The sequence below is a fragment of the Moraxella sp. genome, assembly GCF_024227015.1.
GTDB lineage: Bacteria > Pseudomonadota > Gammaproteobacteria > Pseudomonadales > Moraxellaceae > Moraxella.
Genome location: NZ_JAAELD010000032.1, coordinates 1 through 14,347, shown reverse-complemented (window position 1 = coordinate 14,347; position 14,347 = coordinate 1). Strand labels below are relative to the sequence as shown.

The following is a 14,347-nucleotide window of genomic DNA, read 5'->3' as shown; positions in this document are numbered from 1 at the left end:
CAACTTGGGGACGTGGCGGAATTGGTAGACGCACTGGATTTAGGTTCCAGCGCCGCGAGGTGTGAGAGTTCGAGTCTCTCCGTCCCCACCATATTCAAAACCAATAATCAGACGATTATTGGTTTTCTTTGTATGCCTAAATGAATATTTGGCATAAGGTTTGATATGCGACATTTTTTATTTGATATTATTTTTACGATAGTGTGTTTCTTTATCGCTGCGTGGTGGGGCTATTCGCGTGGTGGTATGTCAGGCTTGCTTGTGGCGCTGGGCGTGACCGCAATTTTGGCAATCATGGAGGTGTCACTGTCTTTTGATAACGCTGTGGTAAACGCCTCTATCCTAAAGGGCTGGAATGATTTTTGGAAAAAAATCTTCTTAACCGTTGGTATGTTGATCGCGGTATTTGGCATGCGCTTGGTGTTCCCGATTGTCATCGTGGCGGTGACCGCCAATCTAGGCATGCTTGAAGTGATCGATCTGGCGCTCAACAATCCTACCAAATATTCTGAACATCTGAACGCGCATCATGCGGAGATTTCTGCGTTTGGTGGGATGTTCTTGTTATTGGTGTTTCTAAAATTCATGTTCGGTGATAAAGACGTTCATTGGTTTAATTGGCTAGAGTCACGACTGGTGAAGTTTAGCAAGGTGGATGCGATGAGTGTGTTTGTCGCATTGGTTGTGCTCATGATCTCGATGAGTTGGGTGGATGAAGCCAAAGAGGGCGTTGTTCTAGTCGCGGGAATCTGGGGTATCTTGGTATATCTTGGCGTAAGTGTTTTATCTGCACTGCTAGAAGGCGAAAGCAATCCTGACGAGATCGTGTATGACGCTAAGGGCAATCCCATCACCAACACCGCAGGCGTATCACCGACCATCCTAAAGGGTGGCATCGCAGGCTTTATGTATCTAGAGGTGCTGGATGCGTCGTTTAGTTTTGATGGGGTGATTGGTGCATTTGCCATCACCAATGATGTCGTGATCATCATGATCGGTCTTGCCATTGGTGCGATGTTCGTGCGTTCGATGACGATTTATCTTGTGGATAAAGGCACGCTGAGTGAATTCGTCTATCTAGAACACGGTGCGCATTATGCCATCGGTGCGTTGGCGATCATCATGCTGCTATCGACCAAATTCCACGTGCCTGAGATTGTAACAGGTCTGATTGGTGTGGCGTTCATCGCGCTGTCGGTGTATAACTCCATCCAATACAACAGACGAAATCCGGCATAGGTGAATCATCTTAAAATGGCTAGGGTAAAAAATGCAAAAAGCGCTAGCCATTTTTTGTAAAGTTATGTATAATAACTCAAATCTGTGCCAAAGCGAGCAAAAAAGAAAAAAGATAACTTAAGTTTTGCCTATCTTGCAAGTTAAGTTATTTGATTTTTCTAAGTTGTTCGCTTTTTTTGTGGGTGTATGATTCGATAAAGTGTGGCGTATTTGCCAAAAAATTTTGTCTAAAATTTGCCCATCTTGCACTCACATCATTGCAAATTTTTATAACAAGTAATCTCACACCATTCATGTTCGGAGCGTGTCATGACAACAAAAAAAGCCATTTTAGCCTTAGCTGACGGAACCATTTTTCGTGGCGTAAGCATCGGTGCAGACGGTCAGACGACAGGTGAAGTTGTCTTTAACACCGCCATGACAGGCTATCAAGAAATTCTAACCGACCCAAGCTATGCCAATCAGATGGTTACCTTGACCTATCCGCACATCGGTAACACTGGCTGCAACAGCGAAGACAGCGAATCGGGTCGTATTCATAAGGTGTGGGCGAGCGGTCTGATCATCCGTGATCTGCCACTACTGCACAGTAACTTCCGTGCTGATCAGTCGTTGAGCGAATACCTAATCTCGCACGGCGTGGTGGCGATTGGCGACATCGATACGCGACGTCTAACCACACTGCTTCGTAACACTGGCGCCCAAAACGGCTGCATCCTAACAGCTGATGCTAATGGCGAGATTGACGAACAAAAAGCAATCGAACTGGCAAAAAATGCACCAAGCATGAAGGGTTTGGATCTGGCAAAAGTATGCTGCGACCAAGACGGCTATGAGTGGACAGAGGGTTCATGGGAGCTGGCGCACGACGGTCGAAATGCCAAGATCACCGAAACTGGCGGCCGTTTTGCCAAGATTGGTACGGATATTGAGCAGCGCTTTAATATCGTGGCATATGACTTTGGTGTTAAGACGAACATCCTTAGAATGCTCGCCGATCGCGGCTGTCATGTGACGGTAGTGCCTGCGACCACGCCGATCGATGAAGTTCTAAAACATAACCCAGATGGTATCTTCCTATCTAATGGTCCTGGCGATCCAGAGCCTTGTACTTATGCCATCGATGCGATTCGTCATGTGATTACTAATACGGACATTCCTGTATTTGGCATTTGTTTGGGTCATCAGTTGTTGGCTTTGGCAAGTGGCGCGCAAACCATCAAAATGAAATTTGGCCATCATGGCGCCAACCATCCTGTACAAAACATCATCGATGGTACAGTGATGATCACCAGCCAAAACCATGGTTTCTGTGTGGATGAAGATAGCCTGCCTAGCAACGTGCGTGTGACACATCGTTCATTATTCGATGGTTCAAACCAAGGCATCGAGCTGACCGATCACTCTGCCTTTAGTTTCCAAGGACACCCAGAAGCAAGCCCTGGTCCGCATGATTGCGCTGTGCTGTTTGATCGCTTTGTAAGTGAGATGGAAAAAGCCAAAGCTTAAAATTACTCAATAAAAATTAAATAAACTAAGACAGAGAAAAACCATGCCAAAACGTAACGACATACAATCCATTCTAATCATCGGTGCAGGTCCCATTGTCATCGGTCAAGCCTGTGAGTTTGACTATTCGGGTGCCCAGGCCTGTAAAGCCTTAAAAGAAGAGGGTTATCGAGTTATCCTAGTGAACTCAAACCCAGCAACCATCATGACCGACCCTGCGATGGCAGATGCGACCTACATCGAGCCGATTACTTGGCAGACGGTTGAGCGCATCATCGAAAAAGAACGCCCAGATGCGATCCTGCCAACGATGGGTGGTCAGACAGCACTGAACTGTGCGCTAGACCTAGATAAGCATGGCGTGCTTGCTAAGTATGGCTGTGAACTGATCGGCGCGACCAAAGAAGCCATCGAAAAGGCTGAAGACCGTGAATTGTTCGACAAAGCCATGAAGAAAATTGGCCTAGAGTGCCCGCGCGCAGACATCGCTGAGACGATGGAGCAGGCGCTTGAGATTCAATCGCGCTTTGGCTTCCCTGTGATCATCCGTCCATCGTTCACCATGGGTGGCTCTGGTGGTGGTATCGCTTATAACAAAGAAGAATTTATTGAGATTTGTGAGCGTGGTTTTGACTTATCACCAACGCATCAGCTTCTGATCGATGAAAGCCTAATCGGCTGGAAAGAATACGAGATGGAAGTAGTACGTGACAAAAAAGACAACTGCATCATCGTCTGCTCTATCGAGAACTTTGACCCAATGGGTGTGCACACAGGTGACTCCATCACTGTCGCACCTGCCCAGACCCTTACCGATAAAGAATACCAAATCATGCGTAACGCGTCTATCGCTGTACTGCGTGAGATCGGTGTAGAGACAGGTGGTTCAAACGTTCAATTCGGTATCAACCCCGACAATGGTCGCATGGTCGTCATCGAGATGAACCCACGTGTCAGTCGTTCATCTGCATTGGCATCAAAAGCAACAGGTTTCCCGATTGCTAAGATTGCCGCTAAGCTGGCGGTCGGCTATACGCTAGATGAGCTTAAGAACGACATCACAGGCGGCAAGACACCTGCATCATTCGAGCCATCGATTGACTATGTGGTTACCAAAGTGCCACGCTTTAATTTCGAAAAATTCCCACAAGCTGAGCCAACACTGACTACGCAGATGAAATCTGTGGGCGAGGTAATGGCGATTGGACGTAATTTCCAAGAATCAATGCAAAAAGCATTGCGTGGTCTTGAGACTGGCGCGACAGGCTTTGATGAGATCATCGATCTAACTGGTAAATCAACTCACGCCATCGAGTCAGAGATTAAGAATCGTCTAAGCATTCCGACACCTGAGCGTATTTTTTATATTGCTGAGGCGTTCCGTCATGACTTTAGTTTGGATGATGTGTTTGAATTGACGAAGATTGATCGTTGGTTCTTAATCCAAATCGAAGACATTGTAAAAACCGAAAATGAAATTAAATCACTGGGCTTTGGCGACCTAAACGCTGATAATATCCGTAAGTTTAAGCGTAAAGGCATGAGCGATCTGCGCATTGCCAATCTGATGGGCATCAGCCAAAAGCAATTCCGCAAGCATCGTTGGGGCTTGGGCGTGTATCCTGTGTACAAGCGTGTGGATACCTGTGCGGCAGAGTTTGAGACATCAACCGCGTATATGTATTCTAGCTATGACGAGGAATGTGAGTCTCGCCCAACCGACAAAGACAAAATCATGGTCATCGGCGGCGGTCCAAACCGTATCGGTCAAGGCATTGAATTTGACTATTGCTGTGTGCATGCAGCACTTGCGATGCGCGAAGATGGCTATGAGACCATCATGGTGAACTGTAACCCAGAGACCGTATCTACAGACTACGACACATCTGATCGTCTGTACTTTGAACCAGTGACGCTAGAAGATGTACTAGAAATCGTCCGCACTGAAAACCCAAAGGGTGTCATCGTGCAGTATGGTGGCCAAACACCATTGAAGCTAGCAAGAGCGCTAGAAGAGGCGGGCGTGCCTATCATTGGTACCAGTCCTGACGCGATCGACCGTGCTGAAGACCGCGAGCGCTTCCAACGCATGCTGCATCAGCTAAACCTAAATCAACCACCAAACGCGCTTGCTACCAGTACTGATGAAGGTCTAGTACGTGCTAAAGAGGTGGGCTATCCGCTGGTTGTTCGCCCATCTTATGTATTGGGTGGTCGCGCGATGGAAATCGTCTATAATGAAGATGAGCTGCGTCATTACCTAAAAACTGCCGTTCAAGCATCGAACGAAGCACCTGTACTGTTAGACAGATTCCTAGATGATGCGATTGAAGTGGATGTGGACTGTGTGTCAGACGGCAAAGAAGTTGTTATCGGTGGTATCATGCAGCACATTGAGCAAGCTGGTGTTCACTCTGGTGATTCAGCCTGCTCATTACCTCCTTATTCGCTAAGCCAAGAAATCCAAGATCAAATCCGTGAGCAAACCATTGCCATGGCGAAAGAGCTTGGTGTTGTGGGTCTGATGAACGTACAGTACGCGGTTAAGGATAATACCGTCTATATCCTAGAAGTTAACCCGCGTGCCAGCCGTACCGTACCTTTCGTGTCTAAGTGCATTGGCAATTCATTGGCGAAAATCGCTGCTCGCTGCATGGCAGGTAAGACATTGGCGGAGCAGGGCTTCACCAAGGAAGTCATCCCAAGCCATTACTCAGTGAAAGAAGCGGTATTCCCATTCGCCAAATTCCCTGGCGTGGATCCAATCCTATCACCAGAGATGAAGTCAACGGGTGAGGTGATGGGCGTAGGTAAGACTTTCGCAGAAGCGTTCTATAAGTCTATCATCGGCTCGAATGAGCGTCTGCCAGGTCTACCGACTGAGGGCGAGACCAAGACTGTGTTCCTATCAGTGCGCGACAGTGATAAAAAATACGCGCCAGAAGTGGCACGAGCTTTGGTTAATTATGGCTTTAAATTGGTGGCAACTGACGGCACGCAAAAGGTGCTGGCAGAAGCTGGGATCGATTGTGAGCGTGTGAATAAAGTCACCGAAGGTCGTCCGCACATCGTGGATGCCATCAAAAACGGCGAAATCGCAATCGTAATTAACACCACTGAAGGCAAGCAAGCTCAAGAGGATTCTTTCTCTATCCGTCGCAGTGCGCTACAAGGTAAAGTGTTCCATGTGACCACAATGTCAGCAGCACAAGCAGTATGTAAGGCTTATGAAATCAAGCTGCCTTTTGATGTGTATAAGCTGCAAGACTTGCACGCCTAAGATGGTAGATGAATTCGGCTTGAGTTTTTGAATTAAAACTGATACCATTAGCCAATATTCTAACTGATAAAAAACACCACCCTTTTTTGGCGTGGTGTTTTTCACTATTTGTATTTATTCATGGAGAAAATCATGCAGCGTTATCCAATGACCCCAGAAGGCCATGCCGCTTTAGAAGCTGAATTAAAACAGCTAAAAACCGTTGAACGTCCACGCATCACCAACGCGATCGCAGAGGCTCGTGAGCATGGCGACCTAAAAGAAAACGCCGAATATCATGCCGCGCGTGAACAACAAGGCTTGTGCGAAGCGCGCATCCGTGACATCGAAGCCAAGCTTGGCGGCTCTCAAGTCATCGATCCTACCAAGCTACCCCAAGATGGTCGTGTGGTCTTTGGTGTGACAGTGGTTCTTGAGAACATCGATGATGGTGAAGAGCGTCGTTATAAGATCGTGGGTGATGATGAGGCTGATTTTAAAACAGGTAAAATTTCTGTAAACTCTCCCATCGCGCGTGGATTGGTTGGCAAGTCCGAAGGTGATGAAGCAAAGATCCAAACCCCAAGCGGCTTGGTAGAGTTTGAGATTTTAGAAGTTATTTACGAATAGGATTGTCATGAAACATCTACACATGCTCATGGCGCTGATCACGCTAGGTTTGTTCTTATATCAGATGATTTTTGTTTTTAGTGGTAAGCAGCTAGTATTATCGCGCGCCTTTAAGGGGGCTAGCCATCTGATTTATTTGCTGCTGGTGGGTACGGGTCTGTATCTATTTTGGCAATTAACCCAAGTGGCGGGCGTACAGCATTGGGCGATCGCTAAATTGGTGCTGCTATTCGTTGCGGTATCGGCGAACATTAAGGCCATCCGTCCGACCAACACCAATGTACAGGCTCGAGCAGGCATGCTTCTTGCTGCGATGGCTTACTTGATCATCGTCATCTTGGCATATACCAAGCCAGGCATGTAACTTTTGCAGTAGGCAATTATTAACAACAGCAGATCCAAAGTTGGGTCTGCTGTTTTTTACAAAAATATTGAGAAAAGTGATTATTTTGACCATCCAAAAATGGTAAAATTAGCTAATTTTTGAGTTTATAAATTTCAAACAAATCGCTCGGCTCGTCCAAGCGATCAAACAGGTTTGTGCCTAAGGAATGACATGCAATTAACGGCAAAAGACATCCGCATGAATGCCCATGCCGCCAATAAAGACGAAGCATTAGCGGTGCTTGGTGGTGTACTCGTCGAAGACGCTTTGACCACGCCAGAATATTTACAAGGTCTAAAAGACCGCGAAGCGCAGTCGGCGACTTATTTGGGTCAGGGCATTGCCATTCCACATGGGACGCCTACCTCTCGCGATGCCATCATGCAGACGGGCGTGCGCTTGGTGCATTTTGCTGATGGGGTCGTTTGGAATGACGAGGGCGATGTGGTGTATCTGGCTGCAGTCATCGCAGCCAAGTCCGATGAGCACCTGCAAGTATTAAAACAGCTCACCAAGGTGTTGTCTGATGATGTATCGGACAAAGTTAAATCTGCCAAGACGCCAAAGGATGTGCTTGCCATCATTCAAGGTGTACCATTGTCATTCTTATTGCATGAGAATCTGATCAAGCAAGACGATGGTGCCAAAGACTCAGACGCGCTTTATTTTACCGCCTTAAATGCACTAAAGTCATCAGGCGTGATCAATGGCATATCTGCACTGCCCAGCCAATCAACATCATTAGTTAATAACATCAGATGCATCACCATTCAAGGCAAGAGCGAGCAGATCAATCAATCGGCGCTCGCCATCGCCATCGCCAAAGAAAACATCACTCCAAAAGCTGTGGCTGTGGTGGTCGCTAACGAGCATTTAGATGCTAAGAAATTAAGTCAAGCTTATGATGCCATGCTTGATGATGAGTTCGCCACAGCAGTTGATGGCGCGGACACCGCCAAGATTATAGAGTTGTTAGGCGCAGAATCTAGCCAATCTTGGGTGGCCAAGACAGCCATTATCCTAAACGAACACGGGTTACACGCACGTCCTGCCACTGCACTCTCTAGCCTTGCCAAGGAAGCTAATGGCGAGATTAAAGTCGCGGTGGATGATGGATTTTATGTCTCAGCCAAGAGCCTATCGCGCTTGTTATCACTTGGCGCTGTACGTGGTCAGACTCTAAAATTCATCGCAGAGCCTGATACGGATGCAGTGGCGCACCTAGATAAATTAACTCAGGCGGTGGCTGATGGATTGGGTGAGAGCGTACAAGCATTGGCTGCGACTACATCAGCCAATGAAGCAGCGCCAATCGTGCTTGATTTTAGTGATAAAGCCAGCCCAATCGTCAAAGGCGAAAAGAGCTTGGCAACCACAGCATCATCGGGTCTGGCGGTGGGTGAGGCTCATGTCGTTCGTCAGATGCGGTTTGAATATCCAGCGACCTCCAGTGATCCGAAGGCGGAATTTTCCCGACTCATGAATGCAATTGAGGTAGCCAAACAAGAGCTTTCGAAAACCATTAGCCATGCTAAGAGCGCCGCGATTGCTAAGATTTTTACCGCTCATTTGGCGCTATTAGAAGATGAAGAGATTACTTTTGGCGCCAAAGACGGTATCGATGATGGGCTGTCTGCTGAAGCGGCTTGGCACGCTCATATCGAGACGATGGCAAAATTACAATCATCAGTCGCCAATCACCTGCTGGCTGAGCGCGCGGCGGACTTAAGAGATGTCGGTCAAAAGGTGCTGTCTGCATTGACAGGGCAAAAGCTTCCGAGCGAACCTGATTCTCCATATGTGCTTATCAAAGAAGACCTGATGCCATCAGATGTGGCAAGTCTAGATCCTGCGCGAGTGGCGGGTATTCTAACAGCGGTGGGCGGTGCAAGCTCACACAGTGCTATCGTTGCGCGTGCCTTAGGGATTCCTGCTCTGGTGGGTGCAGGCGCAGAAGTTCTAAACATCGATCAAGGCGCTAAAGTTCTGATGAACGCAGGCGAAGGCTGGTTCGTGGTTGAGCCAAGTGAAGCGCAGATCGAATCATGTCAAAAAGAACAACTTGCCCTAAAAGAGCGCAAACGTATCGCTCATCAGCACGCGCATGAGCCTGCCATCACACAGGATGGTCATCGCGTTGAGGTGGCGGTGAATTTGGGTAATGTCGATAACACCAAGCCTGCTGTGGATAATGGCGCTGAGGCGGTGGGGCTGCTTCGTACCGAACTTGTGTTTATGGCTCACAGACAGGTGCCAGATATTGACACACAGATTCGTGATTATGAGAAAGTTTTTGATGTGCTAGAAGGTAAACCTTTGGTGGTGCGCACCTTGGATGTTGGCGGGGATAAGCCTTTGCCATACCTGCCCATGCCGAGCGAGGACAACCCATTTTTGGGAGTGCGTGGCATTCGTCTAACATTAAAGCAACCAGAACTTCTTAAGAATCAGCTGATTGCGCTCATTCGTGCATCCAAGGGTCGAGATCTTCGAATCATGTTCCCGATGGTGGGGCAGCTTGAGGAGTGGACGCAAGCTCGAGCGATCTTAGATGAGGTGTTGGCAGAATATCCGCATGACAATCTACAAGTAGGCATCATGATCGAGGTGCCAAGCGCGGCGATCATGGCGAACGCGTTTGCCAAGGCAGTGGATTTCTTTAGTATCGGTACGAATGATTTGACCCAGTACACTTTGGCGATCGACCGCGGTCATCCAATTTTATCAAAAGATGCGGACGGTCTGCATCCTAGCATCTTGACACTCATCGATCATACGGTCAAGGCGGCGCACGCTCATGGCAAATGGGTGGGTGTGTGTGGCGAGCTTGCCGGCGACGAAAAAGCAGTACCTATCCTGATGGGGCTTGGTGTCGATGAGCTTAGTATGTCGGTATCGAGCATTGCTTTGGTCAAAGATCAGATTCGCGGGCTGAATTTGGCGGATTGTCAGTACCTTGCCAAGCGAGCTTTGGCATGTCAAACCGCCAGCGATGTGCGCGCCTTAACTGATAAGGATCGTAGCTGATGTCAGTATTATGTATCACATTAAATCCCGCCATTGACATGACAGTATCGGTGGATGGGCTGCGAGTGGGCGAGGTGAATCGCGCCTTATCATCTCAGTCAGATGCTGCTGGCAAAGGGCTAAACGCCGCTCAGATTCTTGCTGATCTTGGTATTGATACCATTGCATCGGGTTTTTTGGGTGCGGACAATGCCGCCATCTTTGAGCAGTTATTCACAGACCGTCAGACAATGCAGGGCGGATCGGTTCAAGATGGCTTTGTGCGTGTGGCAGGCGAGACTCGCACGAACATAAAGATCACTGATAACAGCACGACAACCGACATTAACGGCAAAGGCTTTTTGGTGAGTGATGCTGACAAGCAAATGCTATTCAAGCAGCTTGGTGATTTGGCTAAAGAGTGTCAAGCCGTCTTGGTGGCAGGCAGCTTGCCGCAAGGCTTTGATGTTGGCGATTTTGATAAACTACTCAGCGCTCTAACAGCAGCCTGTGATAAAGTGGCGGTTGATGTCAGCGGCGACGCGCTAAAAGTTGCCTTTAAACATAAACTTTGGCTCATCAAGCCTAATGATGATGAGCTGTTTGAAGTATTTCATAAACCTGCAAAGACCCTTCAAGAACAGCGCGCGCTGATTGTTGATTTGGACATTGATAACGTCATCGTGTCAATGGGCAGTCAAGGCGTGAACTGGTTCTCTGGTGATAAGGTGTATCAAGCGACACCACCAAAAATGACCGTTGTTAGCACGGTAGGTGCAGGCGATACCTTGGTGGCAGGCATGATGGCAGGGCTATTACAAGGCTTAGATGACCTGAATGCTTTGGCGCGTGCGACTGCCTTGTCTGCTCATGCGGTGAGTATTGTTGGCTTTCGCGCGGCGAATGATGATGAATTGTCCCGATTGTTGCCACAGGTTGAAGTTCGTCAAGCTGCTGATGATTAGATTTATTTGATGGTTTCTTGGCAGCTTTTGAGCTAAAACGCTGCCTTGAGACTGATATTATTGTCCTAATGTAGGAAAATTTCATGCAATTTTTATCCACTTCTTATGTGATTGTCCCAAAGCAGGGATCGGCTTATTCGCTACTACTTGCCAAGAAACTGGCAAAGGCGCTACAAGACAGAGCAGTCCCTGCTACGGTAAGTCTTGATGACAAGGCAACACATGCGCACAAGATTATCATTGGCGATCGTCAGGCTGTCGAGGGCAAGATCATTTATCTAAATCAAGATGCCTTAGATGAAGCGCAATTTGATCAAGATGATTATCTAAATAAACTACTACCTGTGTCAGCTCAAGAATCTATGAGTGCTGTAGGTGCTGTATCGCCATCTAATCAGCCGCTCAATGTCGTGGCAGTGACAGCTTGCCCGACAGGGGTGGCGCATACCTTTATGTCGGCAGAAGCGATCGAGAACTACGCCAAAGCACAAGGCTGGAATGTCAAGGTTGAGACTCGTGGGCAGGTGGGTGCTGGTAATGCCATCACCGCTGACGAAGTGGCTGCAGCTGATTTGGTGTTCGTGGCGGCAGACATTGATGTTGATCTGTCAAAATTCCAAGGCAAAAGAATGTACCGCACTTCGACAGGACTCGCCCTAAAGAAGACCGCGGAGGAATTTGATAAGGCATTAAGTCAAGCGACAATCTATCAAGGCGGTGCGACAAATTCTGCACAGGCAGCAGATACTGATGAGAAAAAAGGCATCTATAAACACTTGATGACAGGCGTGTCGCACATGCTACCGCTTGTGGTGGCGGGCGGTCTGATGATCGCCATGTCGTTCATGTTCGGCGTGGAGGCGTTTAAGGATCAAGCGATCGCCTTTGGTCTGCCAAAAGCACTGATGGACATCGGTGGCGGCGCGGCATTTCATTTGATGATTGCCATCTTCTCGGGTTATGTGGCATTCTCGATTGCAGATCGCCCTGGTCTGGCGGTGGGTCTGATCGGTGGTATGCTGGCTACAACAGCTGGCGCGGGCATCTTGGGCGGTATTGTTGCTGGTTTCTTGGCAGGCTATACGGTGAAATTCTTAAATAGTACCATTAAGCTGCCGCCGAGCCTCTCTGCGCTCAAGCCGATTCTGATCTTGCCTTTATTGGGTTCGCTCATCGTGGGGCTGTTGATGGTATATGCCATTAACCCACCTGTGGCAGCACTGATGGAGATGCTGACCAATTGGCTAAAATCCATGGGTGAGATCAATGCCATCATTCTAGGGATCATCCTAGGCTTGATGATGTGTGCGGATATGGGCGGACCTGTCAATAAAGCAGCTTACACTTTCTCTGTGGGCATGATTGCTTCTGGTGTCTATACCCCAATCGCTGCTGCCATGGCGGCTGGCATGGTGCCACCGATTGGCATGGCGATCGCAACTTGGATCGCTCGCCGTAAATTCAATGAAAACCAGCGCAATGCAGGTAAAGCCTCATTTGTGCTGGGTCTGTGCTTCATCTCCGAAGGTGCGCTTCCATTCGTTGCGGCAGATCCTGCACGCGTGATCATCGCCTCGCTCATCGGTGGCGCAATCACAGGCGCGATCTCGATGGGTCTTGGTATTGCTTTGCAAGCGCCTCATGGTGGATTGTTCGTGATTCCTTTTGTGTCGCAGCCTTTGATGTATCTGGTGGCGATTGCGGTGGGCTCTGTCGCAACAGGCGTGATCTATGCATTCATCAAGCGTAGCGAAAAGCCGAATATCGCTCAAGGTTATAAAATTAGTTTTGCTAAATTGTAAATAATTGTTTTAATTCATCTTTTTTTGACAAAAACATGAAAACCTGTCCTGTGATGGGTTTTGATGTTTTTTATGGTTGTGTTACAATAAACTCCGCCCAAATTGGGCGGTTATGTTTATCTGGATTTTGCCTATAATTTGCCAAAATAAATCATCAAGCTGTATATAAGAGGTTATTGTGATGGATGTCGCCCACAAAGAAACAACAAACTCACTCATGGCACCCTTAAAAGTTACCGCGCTATTGATTGGTGCGTGTGGTGCTTTGACATTGGTAGGCTGTGCAAGCAAACCAACTTACAATGGCGGGGCGAGCAATCAAAAAATCGTGACCAATAGTCGCGGCGTACCAAATCGCTACATGGTAAAGCAGGGCGATACCGTCAGTAAGATTGCAGAGCGTTATGGGCTTGATTGGCGTGAGCTAGGGCGAATGAATGGCTTGGATTCTAAGTACACCATCTACACGGGGCAGTACTTAACCCTATGGCAAGGTAAAGGCGATATGACCAGCAGAACCCCAACGCCATCTGCCCAAAGAACCCCAGCACCAACCACAACCAGAGCGCCCGCACCTGTGGCAAGTACACCACCTCGTGCGACCACGCCACCACCTCCACCACCTGCGCCAAGCTACACGCCACCACCTGCTGCAAATGCGCCACTATCAGTGGGTAGTGCAGGTCTGATGCAGTTCCGCTATCCTGTGGGCAGCAGCAATCCTGTGGTTCGCCGCTATGGTACGACCACCATTAATGGTCAAAGTGTCACTAGTCAGGGCATGTGGTTCTCTGGTCGTGGGGGCGATGCAGTACTGGCCAGTCGCTCGGGCACGGTGATTCATGCAGATGGTAACATCGATGGCGCGATGATCGCCATTGCCCATACAGATGGCTTTGTGAGTAACTATTTCCACATCCAAAATGCAGAAGTTAAGTCAGGTCAGACCGTGCAAGCAGGTCAAAAGATCGCAAGCATGCGCGCTCAGCCTGATGGTGCGGCATTGCTCGAATTTCGCATTTCTCGTAATTCAAGCTACATCGATCCGCTGTCTGTCCTAAAATAATCCATGATAGTACGCGATAAAAGCAACAGTCTAAAGCTATTGTTCGTTTGGCGTGGTACGATACTGCCAAAAGTACTGCCCATGGTGCTCATCTTGATGGCAGTGTCCATGGTGGCATGGATGCTTACCCACTATAAGGCATATACTGTCACGGGCGTGCCTGCGGTGGGTTTTACCGTATTTGGCGTGGTGTTGTCGATCTTCTTGGGGTTTCGCAACACTGCCTGCTATGACAGATGGTGGGAGGGGCGAAAGCTGTGGGGTGCGATGATTGCCAATACGCGACACCTAACCCGTGACAGTCATTTTTTAGAACCTCGCCAGAGAGATAAGCTGCTAACGGACATGTTGATATTTGTTGGTCTGCTGCGCAATCGTCTGCGCGGACAGCCGGCGAGTGTTGAGCAGTTCACGCATTATCATCCGATCGACCAAGACGAGATAGATCGATTTAATCAGCATGTCAATGCGCCGCAGCTGGTGCTT

10 protein-coding genes and 1 tRNA gene are annotated in these 14,347 nt (G+C 48.3%); all 11 read left to right on the top strand.

Annotation, left to right across the window (positions count from 1 at the left end):
• Positions 1-6: 6 nt before the first annotated feature.
• Positions 7-91, top strand: a tRNA-Leu gene (locus GY683_RS00685).
• A gap of 74 nt (positions 92-165) precedes the next feature.
• Positions 166-1,239: a DUF475 domain-containing protein gene (locus GY683_RS00680; RefSeq protein ID WP_297286920.1), complete on the top strand. Its 1,074-nt coding sequence runs from the start codon at positions 166-168 to the stop codon at positions 1,237-1,239.
• A gap of 309 nt (positions 1,240-1,548) precedes the next feature.
• Positions 1,549-2,748 carry a glutamine-hydrolyzing carbamoyl-phosphate synthase small subunit gene (gene carA, locus GY683_RS00675; RefSeq protein WP_297286919.1) on the top strand — a complete coding sequence of 400 codons (1,200 nt, stop codon included), beginning with the start codon at positions 1,549-1,551 and terminating at the stop codon, positions 2,746-2,748.
• Positions 2,749-2,791: 43 nt separating this feature from the next.
• A complete protein-coding gene (carB, locus tag GY683_RS00670; protein ID WP_297286918.1) occupies positions 2,792-6,028 on the top strand; it encodes a carbamoyl-phosphate synthase large subunit in 3,237 nt (1,078 codons plus the stop codon).
• A gap of 132 nt (positions 6,029-6,160) precedes the next feature.
• On the top strand, positions 6,161-6,637 hold the full coding sequence (gene greA / locus GY683_RS00665) for a transcription elongation factor GreA (RefSeq protein ID WP_297286917.1): 477 nt from the start codon (positions 6,161-6,163) through the stop codon (positions 6,635-6,637).
• A gap of 7 nt (positions 6,638-6,644) precedes the next feature.
• The gene (locus tag GY683_RS00660) at positions 6,645-7,001 is read left to right on the top strand and encodes a SirB2 family protein (protein ID WP_297286916.1); all 357 of its coding nucleotides are present in this window, start codon (positions 6,645-6,647) and stop codon (positions 6,999-7,001) included.
• 192 nt (positions 7,002-7,193) lie between these two features.
• Positions 7,194-10,049 carry a phosphoenolpyruvate--protein phosphotransferase gene (gene ptsP / locus GY683_RS00655; protein WP_297286915.1) on the top strand — a complete coding sequence of 952 codons (2,856 nt, stop codon included), beginning with the start codon at positions 7,194-7,196 and terminating at the stop codon, positions 10,047-10,049.
• Positions 10,049-10,993, top strand: coding sequence for a 1-phosphofructokinase (pfkB, locus tag GY683_RS00650; protein WP_297286914.1), 945 nt, complete (start codon positions 10,049-10,051; stop codon positions 10,991-10,993). Before ptsP ends, pfkB begins: the two co-directional genes overlap by 1 nt.
• Positions 10,994-11,076: 83 nt before the next feature.
• Positions 11,077-12,795 carry a fructose-specific PTS transporter subunit EIIC gene (locus tag GY683_RS00645; RefSeq protein WP_297286913.1) on the top strand — a complete coding sequence of 573 codons (1,719 nt, stop codon included), beginning with the start codon at positions 11,077-11,079 and terminating at the stop codon, positions 12,793-12,795.
• 181 nt (positions 12,796-12,976) lie between these two features.
• On the top strand, positions 12,977-13,861 hold the full coding sequence (locus GY683_RS00640) for a M23 family metallopeptidase (protein ID WP_297286921.1): 885 nt from the start codon (positions 12,977-12,979) through the stop codon (positions 13,859-13,861).
• 3 nt (positions 13,862-13,864) lie between these two features.
• Positions 13,865-14,347, top strand: a 483-nt coding sequence (locus tag GY683_RS00635) for a bestrophin family ion channel (protein ID WP_297286912.1), incomplete at its 3' end; no start/stop codon positions are given.